The sequence below is a fragment of the Gemmatimonas sp. genome (assembly GCF_031426495.1).
Taxonomy (GTDB): domain Bacteria; phylum Gemmatimonadota; class Gemmatimonadetes; order Gemmatimonadales; family Gemmatimonadaceae; genus Gemmatimonas.
In genome coordinates, this window is record NZ_JANPLK010000043.1 from 36519 (window position 1) to 52124 (window position 15606).

Consider the following 15606-nt stretch of genomic DNA (forward strand, 5'->3'; position numbering starts at 1 on the left):
CCCTACCTCCTCAAATCGTCTCGCCGTCGCGCTCGGACAGTCCGCCCCACCCGAGCTTCCGGCGCAATCGCGTAAAGAACGTCGTGCCCGGAAAGCGCACAATCTGTACCGCACTGCGCGCCTTGCGGACGACCAACGTCTCACCACCGGTGAACGTAGTCCCGACCTGCCCGTCGATCGTCACCAAAAGTTCTTCAGGCCCATCATCCGCACGCACTTTGACCTCGACATGAGGTGGCAGCACCAGCGGCCGCATGGCCAGCGTGTGCGGTGAGACCGGCGTCAGGACGATGCTTTCCACGGTCGGCACGACGATCGGCCCGCCTGCGGACAGCGAGTAGCCCGTAGAGCCGGTCGGCGTAGACACCACCAGCCCATCAGCCGAGTACGACCCAATGGCTTCGTCGTCCACGAACACCGTGAACTTCACCACGCGCGCGAAGCCGCCCTTGTGCAGGACAACGTCATTCAACGAGAGCCAGCTGCACCGTTCGACACCATCACGATCGAGCGCACACGACTCGAGCGCCATGCGCGGCTCGGAGACGAAATCCCCGGCCGCAAAGCGGCGTACGCCTGTTTCGAACTCTTCACCGCTGCACGCCGTGAGAAAGCCGAGTCGACCGAGATTGATCCCGAGAATCGGCACCGTGCGGCCGTTCAAGAATCTCGCGCCGCGCAGGAGCGTACCGTCCCCGCCGAGCGTGAAGAGCGCGTCGACCTGCTCGGGCGTCTCGAGCTTTTCCCCCTCCTCAGCAATCTCCCAGAGATCCTGTTCGAAGAGCAACGTCAGCCCGAGGTCCGGCGCGATGTCGAGCAGTGTGCCGAGGATCGCAGGAAGTCCGACGTATCCCTTGTGGCCGATGACGCCGACGCGCATCAACCGGCGAGTGCTTCGGATTCGTGCAGCGCGCGCACGCGATCCGCGATGCCAGCCGGGTCGAGTCCGAGCGACGACAGTTGCTTCTGCCGTGGCGCGGAGTAGATGATGCGATCAGGTACGCCGTGCACCGCCGTGCGAACCGTCGGTGCCTGTCGGTGAATGACCGAGCTGATGAATGCGCCGAATCCATTCACGACCGTACCCTCCTCAACCGTGAGCACGTGCGTGTGGCTGGCGAGAATCGCGTTCAACGTGACTTCATCGTACGGCTTGAGGTAGCGGCAGTTCACGACGGTCACGTCCATGCCGTCCGCGGCCAGCAGGTCGGCGGCAGCGAGCGCCTGATTCACCATCGTACCAACGGCGAGAATCGCGACATCACGGCCATGACGTAGCACTTCCCAGGTCGCGTACGGCGTAGCGGCGATCTGCGACATCGCGCCAGGAATGTCGGGCGAGGCATCACGCGGATAGCGCAACGAAAACGGCCCATCCGTGTGGTCGACGGCAGCGCGCAGCAGTCCGAGCATCTCGGCACCGTTCTTCGGCGCGGTCACCGTCATGCCCGGAATCGTGAGCATGTACGCGATATCGTAGAGACCCATGTGCGTCTCGCCGTCTTCGCCAACGAGTCCCGCGCGATCCATCGCGAACACCACCGGCAGCTTCTGGAGCGCCGCATCGTGAATGATGTTGTCGTAGCCGCGCTGCAGGAACGTGGAGTAGATCGTCACGATCGGACGGACGCCGCGCGTCGCGAGACCGGCCGCGAACGTGACGCCGTGTCCTTCGGCGATACCGACATCGAAGAAGCGCTCGGGGAATGCCTTGGCAAACGGCACCGTGCCGGTACCGGTCGGCATGGCCGCGGTGATCACGGCGATGTCCTTCCGCTCGTCACCGAGTTCGGCGAGGCCCTTACCGTAGACCGTGGTGTACGCGGGATTCGCCGTGGACACCGCCAGCTGCTTGCCGGTGGCCGGGTCGTGGCCGGGCGGCAGGGCATGCCACTTCTCCCCGTGATCGCCAGCCGGGAATCCTTTGCCCTTTTTCGTGATCACGTGCACCAGTCGCGGCGTATTCATGGCACGCACGGCCATGAACGTTTCCAGCAATGCGTCCAGATCATGTCCGTCGATCGGGCCGAAGTAGCGGAAGCCGAGCTCTTCGAAGAGCACGCCGGGCGTCAGCAGCGACTTCACGCTTTCTTCCCACTTCCGCACCAGCGTGCTTACGCCGGCGAAGGGCGCCGGTGCGTTGTCGACGATGTCACCGATGCGCGAGCGCAAGCGGTTGTAGAGCGGGTTGCGCTGAATGCTCGTGAGATATTTGTGCATCGCGCCGACGTTCGGCGCGATCGACATCTCGTTGTCGTTGAGCACCACGATGATGTCGCGATCCGAATGGCCGGCGTTGTTGAGGCCCTCGTAGGCCAGTCCGGAGCCCATCGAGCCGTCGCCGATAATCGCGGCCACTTTGAACTGCTCGCCAAGCACGTCGCGTCCAGCGGCCATTCCCAGCGCCGCCGAAATCGCGGTGGCGGCATGACCGGCGCCGAAGGTGTCGTATTCGCTTTCGGTGCGCTTGAGGAAGCCGGACAATCCGCCTTCCTGTCGCAGCGACTCCATGTCCGCGTTCCGTCCGGTCAGCAACTTGTGCGGATACGCCTGATGTCCGACGTCCCACACCAGCTGATCCTTCGGAGTTTCGAAGACGGTGTGCAGCGCGATCGTCAACTCGACCACGCCGAGACCCGCGCCGATGTGGCCGCCGGTGCGTGAGCAGACGTCGATCAGGCGCTCGCGTATGTCCTGCGCGAGAGTGCGAAGCTCGTCGCGCGACAGGCCGCGCAGATCCGCGGGTGAGTTGATGCCTTCGAGAATTGACATGACGGAGTCAGGATGTGCGTCGCGGCAGACATCCGCGGCGATCAGGTACGACCAGCAGGTACGGGGAAATGCGAAACGGCAGCAATACGGACTTCTCGACCACCGGCGCCAGCCTACGAACGCCGTTCCACGATATAGCGAGCCAACTGATCGAGCGTGGGCGTGAGCAGCCCCTCGTCCGCCAGGCCACGACATCCTTCTTCGACCAACGCCACAGCACGCTCAATCGCTCCATCCACACCCAGCAGGGCCGGATAGGTGCTCTTGTGCAGGGCAATGTCGCGCCCGGCCGTCTTTCCCAATTGGTCCGTTGTCGCCGTGATGTCCAGCACATCGTCGGCGATCTGAAACGCCAGACCGATGGCCGCACCGTACTGGGCGAGCGCCCGACGGCGCGACTCGGGCGCCAGCGCGGCTCTTGCCCCCAGCGTGACGGACGCCATGATCAGCGCACCCGTCTTGAGGCGGTGCACGCGCTCCAGCGCCTCGAGGGTAAGGTGCACACCTTCGGCCTCGAGATCGAGGAGCTGTCCGCCGATCATCCCCCCGGCACCAGACGCGTCCATCAGATCGCGCACGATATCGCCCGAGACGGCGTCGGAAAGTCCCATCGCTTTCGAGGCGTGCCACGCGCTGCGCGCTGCCATCGGCACCATCGCCAATCCGGCCGCCGTCGCCACGGAAACCCCGTAGACCCGGTGCACCGTGGGCCGGCCACGCCGGACGTCATCGTCGTCCATGCACGGCAGGTCGTCGTGTACCAGCGAGTACGCGTGGACGACCTCGACCGAGGCGGCGAGATCTTTGGCATCGCCGGCCCCGCCACAGGCGCGGTAGGCCTCCATCAGCAGGATGGCGCGTAGCCGCTTCCCTTCCCCGAGGAGCGAGTACCGGATCGCCTCGGCGGTCAGCGGCGCGATCTCGCCGAGCCAGCGTGCGCAAAATGCGTCGAGCGCCTGCTGCACCGCGGCGCGTTCGGTCGCAAACGACGGCGCCGACGTCTCGGTACTGGTTCCGACCGGCGTCATCGCGTCAGCCGCCCAGCTCGACGACCGAGAACGACCCGTCGGCCGCCTCGACCAGCTGCTGTACACGGGCATCGACCATCTTGAGCGCCTCACCCGCCGTACGCAGATGCGTGATGCCCTCCTCGAAGAGGCGAAGTGCCTGTTCGAGATCGACGTCGTTGCGTTCGAGCTCGCGCACGATCTCCTCCAGGCGGGTCAGTGACTGTTCGAAGCTCATACGCCCTCCTCAGATGGAAATCCCGGAACCGACTCGGGGAGCGGACGCCCCGCCCCTGCGATCGCCGACACGATGCCGTCCCGCAGCCACAGGTCAAATGGGGCACCCGGCACGAACTGATCCCGTCCGCTCAAAGTAGCGCCCTCGGGCGTTCGCGCCACCGCAAACCCACGCGCTAACGTGCTCAATGGCGAGAGCGCGTTGAGCTGACCGGCGAGTGACTCCACGCGGGAACGACGGCGCTCCACGATGCGCGTCGCCGCGAGCCCCAACCGCTTCTGCACCTGTGCCAGCGCGGCGATGGCGCGCTCCTCACGCCGCCTCGCCGCCGCCGCCAGTCGACTACCGAGCGACTCGACCCGGGCGATGACTTCACGACGCGACGGAACCGCCAGCTCGGCCGCCGCCGACGGCGTTGCCGCGCGGACGTCGGCAACCAGATCACAGATCGTCACGTCCACCTCGTGGCCGACGGCCGAGACTGTGGGGATCGGACACGCCGCCAGCGCCCGCGCTACGCGCTCGTCGTTAAAGGCCCACAAATCCTCCCGTGCCCCCCCACCGCGCCCGATGATGAGCACGTCGGCGTCCTGCCACCGGCTCACGCGCTCGATCGCGGCCACCAGCGATTCCGGCGCGCCCTCGCCCTGCACCTTGGCGGCCACGATCACGATCTCCACGTCGGCGCTGCGGGCTCGCGCGACGGTGATGATGTCGTGCATCGCCGCGCCATCGGGGCTCGTGATGACGGCGATTCGCCGCGGGAACGGCGGCAGCGCGCGCTTCCGGGCAGGATCGAGCAGGCCGTCCTTTTCGAGGCTGAGCCGGGTGCGTTCGAGCGCCTTTCGCCAGAGGCCATCCCCTTCGGCCTCGAGCGCGCGCACGGAAAATTGCAGGTCTCCACGCACGGGCCAGACCGTCATCTGGCCGTAGGCGAGCACCTGCATGCCGTCGTCGGGCGGCGCCGGAATACGCTTGGCGGCCGAACTCCAGATGACGCACTTCACCTGCGCCTCGGCATCGCGCAGGGCGAAATACCAGTGCCCGTTCCGGTGCGCCTTGAAATCACTGACCTCACCGCGCACCCACAATGGCGGGAAGGCGCCCTCGATCAGATCCTTGGCTGCACTGGTCAGCGTGTGCACGGCAATTGCCGACTCCGGCGCGCTTCCCGGTGCCTCGTCGGAGGGCACCGGTGGACCGTAACTCTGATATCCGCTCGTGCGGCGCCCGGCCACGAGACTCAGCTCACCGTGCGTTCGGCCGCACGCACGGTGTTGCGGAGCAACATCGCGATGGTCATCGGCCCGACACCACCGGGAACGGGCGTGATCCGCGACGCGACTTCTACGGCGCTCGCGAAATGCACGTCACCGCACAAGCGACTGCCCTTGGCGCGCGTGGCATCGGGCACGCTGTTCATGCCGACGTCGATCACCACCGCGCCGGGCTTGATCATGTCCCCCCTGATCATTTCAGCGCGGCCGGCCGCCACGATCAAGATGTCGGCGCGACGCGTGTGCGATGCCAAGTCTTTCGTGCGGCTGTGACAGACCGTGACCGTGGCGTCACCACCGGCCCGCGCCTGCACCAACAGCGCAGCCATCGGCTTCCCGACGATGTTGCTGCGACCGACCACCACCACTTCGGCGCCGCGCGTCTGCACGCCGCTGCGCAGTAACAGCTCGATCACACCCGCCGGGGTGCAGGACACGAAGCCGTCGGTGTGTCCAATCAGCAGCTTGCCGACGTTCTCCGGGTGGAAGCCATCGACATCCTTGTCGGGACGGATATGCCGGATCACCGTATCGGGATCGATGTGCTTCGGCAGGGGCATCTGCACGAGAATCCCGTGCACCGCCTCGTCCGCGTTCAACTGCGCCACGAGCGCGAGCAAGGCGTCCTGCGTCGTGTCAGCCGGGAGACGAATGGTGCCTCCCGTCATGCCGGCCTCGCGAGACGCCTTCTCCTTGGCTCCCACATAAGTCGCGCTGGCCATGTCGTCGCCAACAAGGACCACGGTGAGCCCGGGCACCACCCCATGCGCGCGCAACGCGACCACGTCGCGCGCCACATCGGCGCGCACGTTCGCCGCAATCGCTTTGCCGTCGATCAGTTCAGCGGGCAAAATCCACCGCCCGGCTCTCTCGAATGACCACGACTTTGATCTGCCCAGGATACTGAAGCTCGGACTCGATGCGACGCGCGATCTCTTCCGAAAGCGCTGTCATGCGCGTGTCGTCCACCTGTTCCGGCGTGACGACGACGCGAATCTCCCGGCCGGCCTGGATGGCGAACACTCGCTCCACACCGCGATAGCTCGACGCAATCTTCTCCAGTCCCTCCAGCCGCTTCACGTAGGTCTCGAAGGCCTCGCGCCGCGCACCGGGGCGAGAACCGGAAATGCTGTCGCCGGCCTGCACGAGCACCGACACTTCACTCTCGTGCGGCACGTCGTCGTGGTGGGCCGCGATACAATTCACCACCAACGGATTCTCTCCGTATTTGGTGGCGACTTCGACGCCGAGTTGCACATGGGTGCCTTCGTGCTCATGCGTGAGCACTTTACCGATGTCGTGCAACAGCGCGCCACGCTTCGCGAGCGCGACATCGAGCCCGAGTTCCGCGGCCATCATGCCGGCCAGCCACGCGACTTCCTTGGAGTGCGACAGAATGTTCTGGCCATAACTGGTACGCCACTTCATGCGGCCGATGAGCTTGATGAGCTCGGGGTGCAGTCCCGCCACTCCGACATCGTACGCGGCTTGCTCGCCGGTCTCGATGATCGCGACTTCGACTTCCTTGCGAGCCTTCGCGACCACTTCTTCGATGCGCCCCGGATGGATGCGCCCGTCGCTCACGAGCTTCTCGAGCGCGAGGCGCGCCGTCTCGCGACGGACCGGATCGAAGCAGGACACCACCACCGTATCCGGCGTGTCATCGATGATCACGTCCACACCGGTCGCCAATTCAAAGGCGCGGATGTTCCGCCCCTCGCGGCCGATGATACGTCCCTTCATCTCGTCATTCGGCAGGGATACAGCCGATACCGTGGTCTCGGCCGTGGTTTCGGCCGCGACACGTTGCACGGCGAGCGCCACGATCTTCTTGGCCTCCCGGTCCGCGTTGCGCTTGGCGGACTCGCGAATCTCGCGCAGCCGACTGGCCGCATCCGCCAGCGCTTCGTCCTCAAGCCGGCGAATCAGCTCGGCCTTCGCCTGATCCGCGCTGAGACCCGCCAACTGCTCGAGCTTGCGCCGTTCGTCAGCGACGAGTTTGTCGATTTCCTGTTCTTTTGACGTAGCGACCGCCTCTCGTCGCCCCAGCTCCGATCCCCGACGCTGCACTTCCTGCTCGCGGCTCTCGAGCGACTCGCGCGCACGATCCAGCTGGGCTTCGCGCTCGAGTACCCGCTTTTCCTCGCGTTCGAGCTCGACGCGGCGCTGCCGCACATCCTGCTCGTGCGACTCCCGCAGCTGGAGGACTTCCTCCTTACCGGCGACGATCGCGCCCCGCCTCAGCGTCTCCGCCTCGCGCTTCGCCTCATCGATGACGCGGACTGCACCCTCTTCGGCGACGACGAGGGCGCGCTGTTGCTCGGTCGTCTCCACTTTACGCCACGACTGTCGTCCGACAACGTACGCGACGACAGCCGCGATAAACCCAAGGGCGCCAACTAGCGCCGCTGCGGGAATCTCGCCCATGAGGATCTATGCTCCACCGCGGTTGATCGCGGGTTCTTGATCGTTTTCCAGCAGATCTATCGTGCGCACGGCACGGGCGACTATCACGATGCGCCGCGGCCGGCGGAGAGGGAGCGACCTCCGCTGCCGCGGCACAGGGGTGCGCGCATGCCATTGACTTTCAGAACGTACGGACGCGTCGGGGGACCCGCAACGGGGAGCACCAGACGACCACCGTCTCGCCCACGCATTGTCGGCTGACGGGCCGCTGCTCAGACCAGATTGCCGTCCTCGCCACGCTTGGCGGGAGGCAGCAGCGGTCGAATATCGGTGGCCAGCTGTTTGATGTCCGTGGTCAGCAACTCAACGGCCGAGCGTTCGCGGAACAGCTCGTCGGTGATCTGCAGCGCGGCCAGGATCGCCGCCTTTTGCGTTTCCATCGTGGAACTCCCGCCCATGATGGCTCGGATTGTCCGATCGACGTGTTCCGCCACCGCCTTGGTATGCTCCGGTGAGGCTTCGGTTCGAAGCGTGTACTCCTCGCCGACGATCCGGACTTTGACCACCAGCTTGCTGTCGATCATCGCTCCGCTCCGTGGCCGATCTGCTGACGGAGAAAGCGCACGCGCTCGCCCAGTTGGGTGGTTTTTTCCCCAGCCTCGGCGAGGCGGGTCCGCAGCCGCTCATTTTCACGGGCCAGTTCACTGTCGACCGCCTGCGGCGTGGCCGCCTCCGCCGCCGCCGCGAAGGCTGCCTGCACACGCACCACTTCCGCCCTGGCCAGCTCAGCTTTGGCCTCGAGCTCTCGAACCTTGGCTTCGAGCAGCGCCCGCGTCTGATTCGATCGCTGGGCATCCGCCCGCACCTCGATCAGTGTCCCGTCCCGCTCGGCCACCAGTTGTTCGAGTTCACGCGTGCGCGACTCAGCCGACAGCGCCCGCCGGCGGTACCCCGCCAGCTGGTCGCTGAGGTTACGAACGAGCGTATCGAGTTCGCGAAACGCGGCAGTTTCAGGACGCACGTGGACGGATACCGAGTTCCTTATCGAGGAGATCCAGCAGGCGGGCGCGCCGACCTTCGATTTCCTTGTCCCGCAGGGTGCGCTCCGGATGGCGGAACGTCAACCGCCAACCCAGGCTCCGATGCGCCTCTGGCACGCCGGCTCCGCGGAATTCGTCGAACAGCGCGACCTGCTCGAGCAGTTCACCACCGGCACGGCGCAGCGCCTGCTCGACCGTGGCGGCCGCGACGCCGTCCGGCACCAGCAGGGCCAGATCGATCTCGGCCGCTGGCGTGGTCGGGAGCGACGTGAATCGGATCCCGGCCGAGGCCGGAGATTCCCGCTCGATCGGAGCGGCCGTGTGTTCGTGGGCGCGCGGCGGCGCCACGTCGGCCGACGGCATCACACCCAAGACGACCTCGATACCGAATGCCTCACTCGCCCAGACCGGACGGTCCAGCGTGACCGCTTCGACCGTACCAACTTCCCCCAGGCCCTCGACCGCGAGCGTCCAGATGGCCGGCCCGGCGCCAGCCGTTGCTGTAGCCGCCTTGCCCGGGAACGCCGCGGCCAGCACGCGCACGGCGATCTCCTTCGCATCCCACACGTCGAACGCCGGCGGCTGTGGCTCGGTGAAATGGGCCGGACGACGACCGCCCATGATCAGCGCCGCGACGCGGACCTCCTCACGAGGAAGTCGGTCCGACGTGCCGATGAACACGTTTCCGACTTCGAACAGGCGCAGATTGCCCTGCATACGCGTGAGGTTGTACTCCGCACGACGGGCGAGCGTGTCGAGAATCGACGCGCGCAAGAACGGTTCGTCATCCGCCAGTGGATTGCGCACGCGCGGTGTGTGCTCGTTGCCGGTGCTGGTGAACGGCATCGGACGAGTCTCAGCGAGACCCATACCCACCAATAGATCGCGCACGCGACGACCGGCGAGATGCAACGGATGATCAGGTGCATTGCCCGGTCGGAACGGCCGCAGTTCGTCGGGCAGCGTGTCGAATCCCACCAGTCGCGCGACTTCTTCGATCAGGTCGACTTCGATGAGCAAGTCATGTCGCCACGTTGGCGGCGTGACGACCAACCCGTGGGCGTCCTCGACGATGGTACAGCCCAGCGACTCGAGGCGGTGGCGAATCTCCGACGGCGCGACGACGACGCCGAGCACGCGCGCGAGCCGCGACGGACGCACCGTCACCGCATTCCGCGCGGCCGTCGGCACGCCCACATCGATAAACTCGACCACCTGTCCATGGGCGACTTGCGCAATAAGTGCAGCAGCCGTGCGCGCCACCTCGAGCGTGTTGCCACCGTCCACACCGCGCTCGAAGCGATACGACGCATCGGTGGACAAATGCACGACACGACGCACGCGACGTACGAACCTCGGCTCGAACACGGCGACTTCCAACAGCACGTCAGTGGTCGACGCGGTGACTTCGCTGTCGAGGCCACCCATCACACCAGCCAGAGCGACTGGGCGTGCACCGTCGCAGATCACGGTGGTACCGGCCGCGAGCGCGCGCGAGGTGCCATCAAGGGTCACAATCGATTCGCCATCGACCGTTGGCCGGACTACGATGCCTTTGCCCGACAGCTTGGCGAGATCGAAGGCATGGACCGGCTGTCCGAGGCCGTGTAGCACATAGTTCGTGGCATCGACCACGTTGCTGATGCTGCGCTGGCCGATGCTCTCCAGACGCTGGCGCAGCCAATCGGGACTCGGCCCGACCTGTACGCCGGTGATCACGGCCGCAACGTACCGCGGGCAGCTGACGGCATCGTCGATCCGTACGGTCGCGTGCGCGCCGGCAGCACTCGACGGCGCACTGTGCACCGGCACGTTCGGCGCCGCCGGCGAGATCTCGGCCGGTCGCTCGGACATCGGCACGCCCAGCACGGCGGCGACTTCGCGCGCCACGCCGACGTGCGATAGAAGATCAGGGCGGTTCGGCAACACGTCGAGATCCAATCGGGCATCGGCGATCGGCAGCACGTCGAGCAGCGCCGTGCCCGGCACCGCGTCGGTCTCGAGCGCCAGGATGCCGTCGTGCTCCTGACCAAGGCCGAGTTCCCGCGACGAGCAGAGCATGCCGTTGCTCGTCTCCCCGCGAATCTTGCGCTTTTCGATCTTGAGGCCACCCGGCATGACCGTGCCAGTCCGTGCGAAGGGATACTTGGTGCCCACGACGACATTTGGCGCGCCGCAGACGACATCGAGCAGCGTCCCACTGCCGTCGTCTACCTTGGTCACCCAGAGATGATCGGAATTGGGATGCCGACCCGCTTCGACGACCTGCGCGACGACGAACGACGCGAGTTCGGCACCCAGCCGCTCGATGTTGTCGAGCGTGACGCAGTGGCGGCTGAGCGCATCGCCGATGTCCTGCGCGGAGCGCGTGTGCGGCACGAACTGCTTGAGCCATTCATGAGAAACGATCATCGCGCGAACTGCTCCAGGAAACGGACGTCGGAATCGTACAGCACGCGGATGTCGCTGATGTCGTAGCGCGACATCGCGATGCGCGCCGGTCCCATACCGAACGCCCATCCCATGAACTTCTCGCTATCGAGTCCCGCGTCATCGAGCACGTGCGGATGCACCATGCCGCAGCCCAGAATCTCGACCCAACGCAGGCCCTTTCCGTCGTTCAGATCGACCTCGACATCCATCTGCGCGCCGGGTTCGACGAATGGAAAATACGAGGGGCCGAAGCGCACGCGACGCGAGGCCCCGTAGAAGCGACGAGCGAACTCGGCAAGCGTGGCCTTGAGATCCACGAAGGAAATACCTTCATCCACAGCGAGTCCTTCCAGCTGCATGAAGGCCGGCGCGTGCGTCGCATCGAAAAAGTCGCGGCGATACACCTGCCCCGGCGCGAGCACTCGCACCGGTGGCTTGTACTGCTGCAGTGTGCGTACCTGCACGGGCGACGTATGCGTGCGCAGCAACGTGTCCTTGCCGAGATACAACGTGTCGTGCAGCTCCATCGCCGGATGGTCAGGCGGGAAGTTGAGCGCACCGAAGTTGTACCACTCCGTCTCCGCTTCCGGACCGAGCGCGATCGTGAATCCGAGTTCGCGGAAGATCTCGCAGATCTCGTCGATTACGAGCGTGACCGGATGCAGCGAGCCACGCCACACACTGCGCGCCGGCATGGTCGCATCGAACGTCGAGGCACCGGCTGCCGAGGCCTGTCGCGCCGCGAAGACGTCGAGTGCTTCCTGCATGCCCTGCTTGAGCGTATTGAAGGCGGTGCCGGCCGCGCGGCGATCGTCGGCGGGCAGCGCGCGGAGCGCGCCCTGCAGGGCGGCGAGCCGGTCATCCTTGAGGGCGTTGAGCTGTCCCTTGGCCACGTCGAGGCGCGTGTCGGGATCGAGCCCATCAAGGAGCGCGCGCGCGTCGTGAGCGAGGGCATTCGCCTGGGCGAGGTACTCGGAAAGTTGCACGAGACGAAATCGGAAATCGGGGAATCGCGACGGATGGCGGAACGGGTCCGCCGCGGATGCACGAAGGGCCGACATCGCGTCGATGTCGGCCCTGCAACTTAACCACGAACGGCGCGGCCGTTCACGGCGTGCTGCACGAATTCGTTACGCGGCGGCCGACTTGGCTTCGATCGCCTTGCGCACCTGCTCAGCGATGAGCGCGAACGCTTCCGGCTCGCGCACGGCGAGGTCGGCGAGGACCTTACGGTCGATCTCGATCCCAGCGGCGTGGAGCCCGTTGATGAACACGCTGTACGACATGTCGTGCATGCGCGCCGCGGCATTGATACGCACGATCCAGAGGCGACGGAAGTCGCGCTTCTTGTTCTTGCGGTCGCGGTACGCATAGCGCCAGCCACGCTCCACGGTTTCCTTGGCGGCCTTCCAGAGCTTGGACCGGCCACCAAAGGCACCCTTGGCGTGCTTGAGAATCTGCTTCTTCCGCTTGAGGCGGACGACGTTGGATTTTACGCGAGGCATGGTGGCTCCTTATGACAAGATGAGACGCTTGATACGCTTCACTTCGCCGTTGGTCGCGACGATAGTCGGACGGCGGAGATTGCGCTTACGCTTCGACGTCTTCTTGGTCAGGATATGGCTCTTGTACGCCTTCAGACGCCGAATCTTCCCCGATCCCGTCACGGAGAAGCGCTTTTTGGCGCCACTGTGGGTCTTCATCTTTGGCATGTTCTGCTCACGGCTACGGTCAACCGCTCCGATGCGGAAGCGGCTCTGCATGCGATCACGCGCTGTTTACTTCGGCGCGAGAATCATCGTCATCGATTTTCCTTCCATGGACGGCGCGCTCTCGACCTTTGCGAGATCGGCGAGTTCCTGAGACACCCGATCGACCACCTGCCTGCCAAGCTCAGGATGGGCGATCTGTCGACCGCGGAACATCAGCGTCACCTTCACCTTGTTGCCTTCCTCGAGAAAGCGCCGCGCGTGGCGGGTCTTCGTTTCGAAGTCGTGATCATCGATGCCCGGTCGGTACTTGACCTCTTTCAGATGAATCACATGTTGCTTCTTCTTCGCGATTCGTGCCTGCTTGGCCTGCTCGAACTTGAACTTCCCGAAGTCCATGATTCGGACCACGGGCGGCCGCGCGGCAGCCGCCACTTCGACGAGATCCAGCCCCTGTTCGACTGCCTGGGCGAGCGCCACGTCGACTTCCATGATACCGAGCTGACTTCCGTCGGCGCCGATCACGCGAACGGGGCTGATCCGGATCTGCCGGTTCACCCGTGGCGGACGCTTCGTCGAATCCTGAATAGGCCGTGCTCCAGTAGAAGAAACAGAAAACGCGAACCCCTGGAGGAGTCCGCGTCGCACACCGTGTGGCTCCCAGTCCAACACCCAATACGGGCGCGAACGAGGGACACGGTGTCGATCGACTCCAGCAGCACACCTCCGCAGGATTGAACCTGACGTGAGGGCCGAAGGGTGGGACCGGCGTCGCTGCCGGTCCACTTCTCAATTGTGAACACGGAACGACTTCCGTGTTCGGACCTGCCCAAGAGCTGCTAGGGCAGAGATAACCTCAGAAACGTAGACACCCAGGGCGCAACGTCAAGGGGCGCCACCGGTTCCGTGCGCGATTCACTCTGCCAGCCGGTAGCTTTTACCGTCGTGCATCACCCGCCCGAACCCCACGGTCGCATCGTGCTCGAAGATCAGGAGCCAGTCGTCGCGCAGGGCGTCGGCCAGCAAGGACCGCTTGGACTCGAGCGTGACCAGCGGCTCCACGTCGTACCCCATGATCCATGGCAGCGGCAGGTGATGCGACGTCGGAACGACATCCCCGAGAAAGCACGCCGTCTCGCCGCCGGACTGCAGGATGACGCTCTGGTGGTGCGGCGTATGTCCCGGTGTGAGCCGCACCGAGATGCCCGGCACGATCTCCCGGTCGCCAGTAATCCAATCGAAACGGTCGGCGGCCACGATCGGCGCCCAGTTGGCCGGGAAGTAGCTGGCCGAGGTCCGCTCATTCGGATGCTCGGCGTAGGCGCGCTCGCCGGCCTGCACCACGAATCGCGCGTTGGGGAACGTCGACTGCACTTCACCGGCGGCATTTCGCCAGGTGTTGCCGCCCGCGTGGTCAAAATGAAGATGCGTATTGATGACGAGCCGCACGTCGTCCGGCGTGAAGCCGGCTTCCCGGATCCCATCCTCCAAGGCCGTGCGTCCTTCGGAGCCGTCGTTCTCCACACCGTAGATCTCGTGGAACTTCGGATTCTCCTTGTTGCCCAGCCCCGTGTCGATCAGGACCAGGCCATCATCGTGTTCGACGAGCAGACAGCGCATCCCGAGCGGTATGCGGTTCTTGCCATCGGCCGCGAGGCGCCGTTCCCACAAGGTCTTGGGGACGACGCCGAACATGGCGCCGCCATCGAGTTGCTGTCCGCCGGCCTGAATGGCGTGAATGCGCCAGCGACCAAGCGTACGGGTGTCAAGCAGCGGATGCGGAAAACTCACGCGATGTGGTCCTCGGAGGCGGGAAGAGGAAACGCACGGCGTCGGCGATCGCTCGCCGTCGACCGACGTTTCGCCGTGGGCGTGGAAAGCATTTTCTCGAGCGCGGGCCAGGAACGCACGCCCTCGTCTTCGGCAATGCGCAGCATGCGGACGAGCGCCTGCGCCGTGGCCACCGCATCGCCCTCGGCCCGGTGCCGCGCTTCGATTTCGATGCCGAAGTAACGCGTGACGTGGTCGAGCGACTTGCGCGGCAACGCCGGCAGCAGGACGCGCGCCAGTCGCACCGTGCACAGCTTTGGGCCGGCCAGCAGATGCCCGATGCCTCGGTCGAGTTCCTCGCCGACAAAGCGCCAATCGAAGGCCGCATTGTGGGCCGTGAACACATGGCCAGCCAGCCGATCCACCACGGCGGGCGCGATCTCGCGGAACGTGGGCTGGTCGCGCACCATCTCCCATGAAATCCGCGTGAGCTGTGTGATGTACGGCGGAATCGGTCGCTGCGGATTGACCAGCTGCGCAAAGACGTCGACGACCTCGCCGCCCCGTACGCGCGCGATCGCGATCTCGGTGATCTTGTCGCCCGCTGTCGGGCTCGTGCCGGTGGTTTCCACGTCGACGACGGCAAAGTCCACGTCGAGCAGCGACCCCGACGGTGTGCTGCCCGCGCAGTCGACGTCCCGCACGGTGTAAGCCGATACGCCGCCTGGCGAGGCCGTGGTCGACGCGAGCGCCCAATGGCCACTGGGGAGCCGCACGAACTCTGGATGACTCGAGAGCAGCGCGACGGCCATGCGTTCGGCGGCATCGGCGTGTAGGCGGTCCACCTTGCACACGTCGCACATGAGCGTGACGGGGTCGAGGGGACCGGACGCCAATCGCTGAGCGGCGCGCGCCGAGAGCGTGGTGGGGCGAGACATGCGGCGGAAGATAGCG

At 65.5% G+C, this 15606-nt stretch carries 16 protein-coding genes; all 16 read right to left on the reverse strand.

Annotated features, from left to right (window positions below):
* Positions 1–10: 10 nt before the first annotated feature.
* Complete coding sequence (locus tag RMP10_RS11330; RefSeq protein WP_309672309.1) at positions 11–880, reverse strand: NAD(+)/NADH kinase; 870 nt, start codon at positions 878–880, stop codon at positions 11–13.
* On the reverse strand, positions 880–2772 hold the full coding sequence (gene dxs, locus RMP10_RS11335; protein ID WP_310570376.1) for a 1-deoxy-D-xylulose-5-phosphate synthase: 1893 nt from the start codon (positions 2770–2772) through the stop codon (positions 880–882). Before dxs ends, RMP10_RS11330 begins: the two co-directional genes overlap by 1 nt.
* Before the next feature lie 113 nt (positions 2773–2885).
* Positions 2886–3800 carry a farnesyl diphosphate synthase gene (locus RMP10_RS11340; RefSeq protein ID WP_310570377.1) on the reverse strand — a complete coding sequence of 305 codons (915 nt, stop codon included), beginning with the start codon at positions 3798–3800 and terminating at the stop codon, positions 2886–2888.
* A gap of 4 nt (positions 3801–3804) precedes the next feature.
* Positions 3805–4017: an exodeoxyribonuclease VII small subunit gene (gene xseB, locus RMP10_RS11345; RefSeq protein ID WP_310570378.1), complete on the reverse strand. Its 213-nt coding sequence runs from the start codon at positions 4015–4017 to the stop codon at positions 3805–3807.
* Positions 4014–5255, reverse strand: coding sequence for an exodeoxyribonuclease VII large subunit (gene xseA, locus RMP10_RS11350; RefSeq protein ID WP_310570379.1), 1242 nt, complete (start codon positions 5253–5255; stop codon positions 4014–4016). The genes xseB and xseA overlap by 4 nt, the downstream gene beginning before the upstream one ends.
* Positions 5256–5260: 5 nt before the next feature.
* Positions 5261–6145 (reverse strand): bifunctional 5,10-methylenetetrahydrofolate dehydrogenase/5,10-methenyltetrahydrofolate cyclohydrolase, encoded by an 885-nt coding sequence (locus tag RMP10_RS11355; RefSeq protein ID WP_310570380.1) that lies wholly within the window; start codon positions 6143–6145, stop codon positions 5261–5263.
* The gene (gene rny / locus RMP10_RS11360) at positions 6135–7721 is read right to left on the reverse strand and encodes a ribonuclease Y (protein WP_310570381.1); all 1587 of its coding nucleotides are present in this window, start codon (positions 7719–7721) and stop codon (positions 6135–6137) included. The genes RMP10_RS11355 and rny overlap by 11 nt, the downstream gene beginning before the upstream one ends.
* Positions 7722–7972: 251 nt before the next feature.
* Positions 7973–8284 carry a cell division protein ZapA gene (locus RMP10_RS11365; RefSeq protein ID WP_309672302.1) on the reverse strand — a complete coding sequence of 104 codons (312 nt, stop codon included), beginning with the start codon at positions 8282–8284 and terminating at the stop codon, positions 7973–7975.
* Complete coding sequence (locus tag RMP10_RS11370; protein ID WP_310570382.1) at positions 8281–8721, reverse strand: hypothetical protein; 441 nt, start codon at positions 8719–8721, stop codon at positions 8281–8283. The genes RMP10_RS11365 and RMP10_RS11370 overlap by 4 nt, the downstream gene beginning before the upstream one ends.
* Positions 8711–11152 (reverse strand): phenylalanine--tRNA ligase subunit beta, encoded by a 2442-nt coding sequence (pheT, locus tag RMP10_RS11375; protein ID WP_310570383.1) that lies wholly within the window; start codon positions 11150–11152, stop codon positions 8711–8713. The genes RMP10_RS11370 and pheT overlap by 11 nt, the downstream gene beginning before the upstream one ends.
* Positions 11149–12234, reverse strand: a complete 1086-nt coding sequence (gene pheS, locus RMP10_RS11380; RefSeq protein ID WP_310570384.1) for a phenylalanine--tRNA ligase subunit alpha — start codon at positions 12232–12234, stop codon at positions 11149–11151. The genes pheT and pheS overlap by 4 nt, the downstream gene beginning before the upstream one ends.
* A gap of 69 nt (positions 12235–12303) precedes the next feature.
* Positions 12304–12678, reverse strand: coding sequence for a 50S ribosomal protein L20 (rplT, locus tag RMP10_RS11385; protein ID WP_310570385.1), 375 nt, complete (start codon positions 12676–12678; stop codon positions 12304–12306).
* A gap of 9 nt (positions 12679–12687) precedes the next feature.
* Positions 12688–12885: a 50S ribosomal protein L35 gene (gene rpmI, locus RMP10_RS11390; RefSeq protein WP_309672297.1), complete on the reverse strand. Its 198-nt coding sequence runs from the start codon at positions 12883–12885 to the stop codon at positions 12688–12690.
* Positions 12886–12951: 66 nt separating this feature from the next.
* Positions 12952–13470, reverse strand: a complete 519-nt coding sequence (infC, locus tag RMP10_RS11395) for a translation initiation factor IF-3 (RefSeq protein ID WP_345785795.1) — start codon at positions 13468–13470, stop codon at positions 12952–12954.
* A 327-nt stretch (positions 13471–13797) separates the two neighbouring features.
* On the reverse strand, positions 13798–14673 hold the full coding sequence (locus tag RMP10_RS11400; protein ID WP_310570387.1) for an MBL fold metallo-hydrolase: 876 nt from the start codon (positions 14671–14673) through the stop codon (positions 13798–13800).
* Complete coding sequence (locus RMP10_RS11405; protein ID WP_309673256.1) at positions 14670–15590, reverse strand: exonuclease domain-containing protein; 921 nt, start codon at positions 15588–15590, stop codon at positions 14670–14672. The genes RMP10_RS11400 and RMP10_RS11405 overlap by 4 nt, the downstream gene beginning before the upstream one ends.
* Positions 15591–15606: the final 16 nt, after the last annotated feature.

Excerpts from the sequence above, each read along its gene's own strand:
- RMP10_RS11330 (WP_309672309.1), bottom strand. The coding sequence starts at position 880 with ATGCGCGTCGGCGTCATCGGCCACAAGGGATACGTCGGACTTCCTGCG.
- dxs (WP_310570376.1), bottom strand. The coding sequence starts at position 2,772 with ATGTCAATTCTCGAAGGCATCAACTCACCCGCGGATCTGCGCGGCCTG.
- RMP10_RS11340 (WP_310570377.1), bottom strand. The coding sequence starts at position 3,800 with ATGACGCCGGTCGGAACCAGTACCGAGACGTCGGCGCCGTCGTTTGCG.
- xseB (WP_310570378.1), bottom strand. The coding sequence starts at position 4,017 with ATGAGCTTCGAACAGTCACTGACCCGCCTGGAGGAGATCGTGCGCGAG.
- rny (WP_310570381.1), bottom strand. The coding sequence starts at position 7,721 with ATGGGCGAGATTCCCGCAGCGGCGCTAGTTGGCGCCCTTGGGTTTATC.
- RMP10_RS11365 (WP_309672302.1), bottom strand. The coding sequence starts at position 8,284 with ATGATCGACAGCAAGCTGGTGGTCAAAGTCCGGATCGTCGGCGAGGAG.
- pheT (WP_310570383.1), bottom strand. The coding sequence starts at position 11,152 with ATGATCGTTTCTCATGAATGGCTCAAGCAGTTCGTGCCGCACACGCGC.
- pheS (WP_310570384.1), bottom strand. The coding sequence starts at position 12,234 with ATGTCGGCCCTTCGTGCATCCGCGGCGGACCCGTTCCGCCATCCGTCG.
- rplT (WP_310570385.1), bottom strand. The coding sequence starts at position 12,678 with ATGCCTCGCGTAAAATCCAACGTCGTCCGCCTCAAGCGGAAGAAGCAG.
- rpmI (WP_309672297.1), bottom strand. The coding sequence starts at position 12,885 with ATGCCAAAGATGAAGACCCACAGTGGCGCCAAAAAGCGCTTCTCCGTG.
- RMP10_RS11405 (WP_309673256.1), bottom strand. The coding sequence starts at position 15,590 with ATGTCTCGCCCCACCACGCTCTCGGCGCGCGCCGCTCAGCGATTGGCG.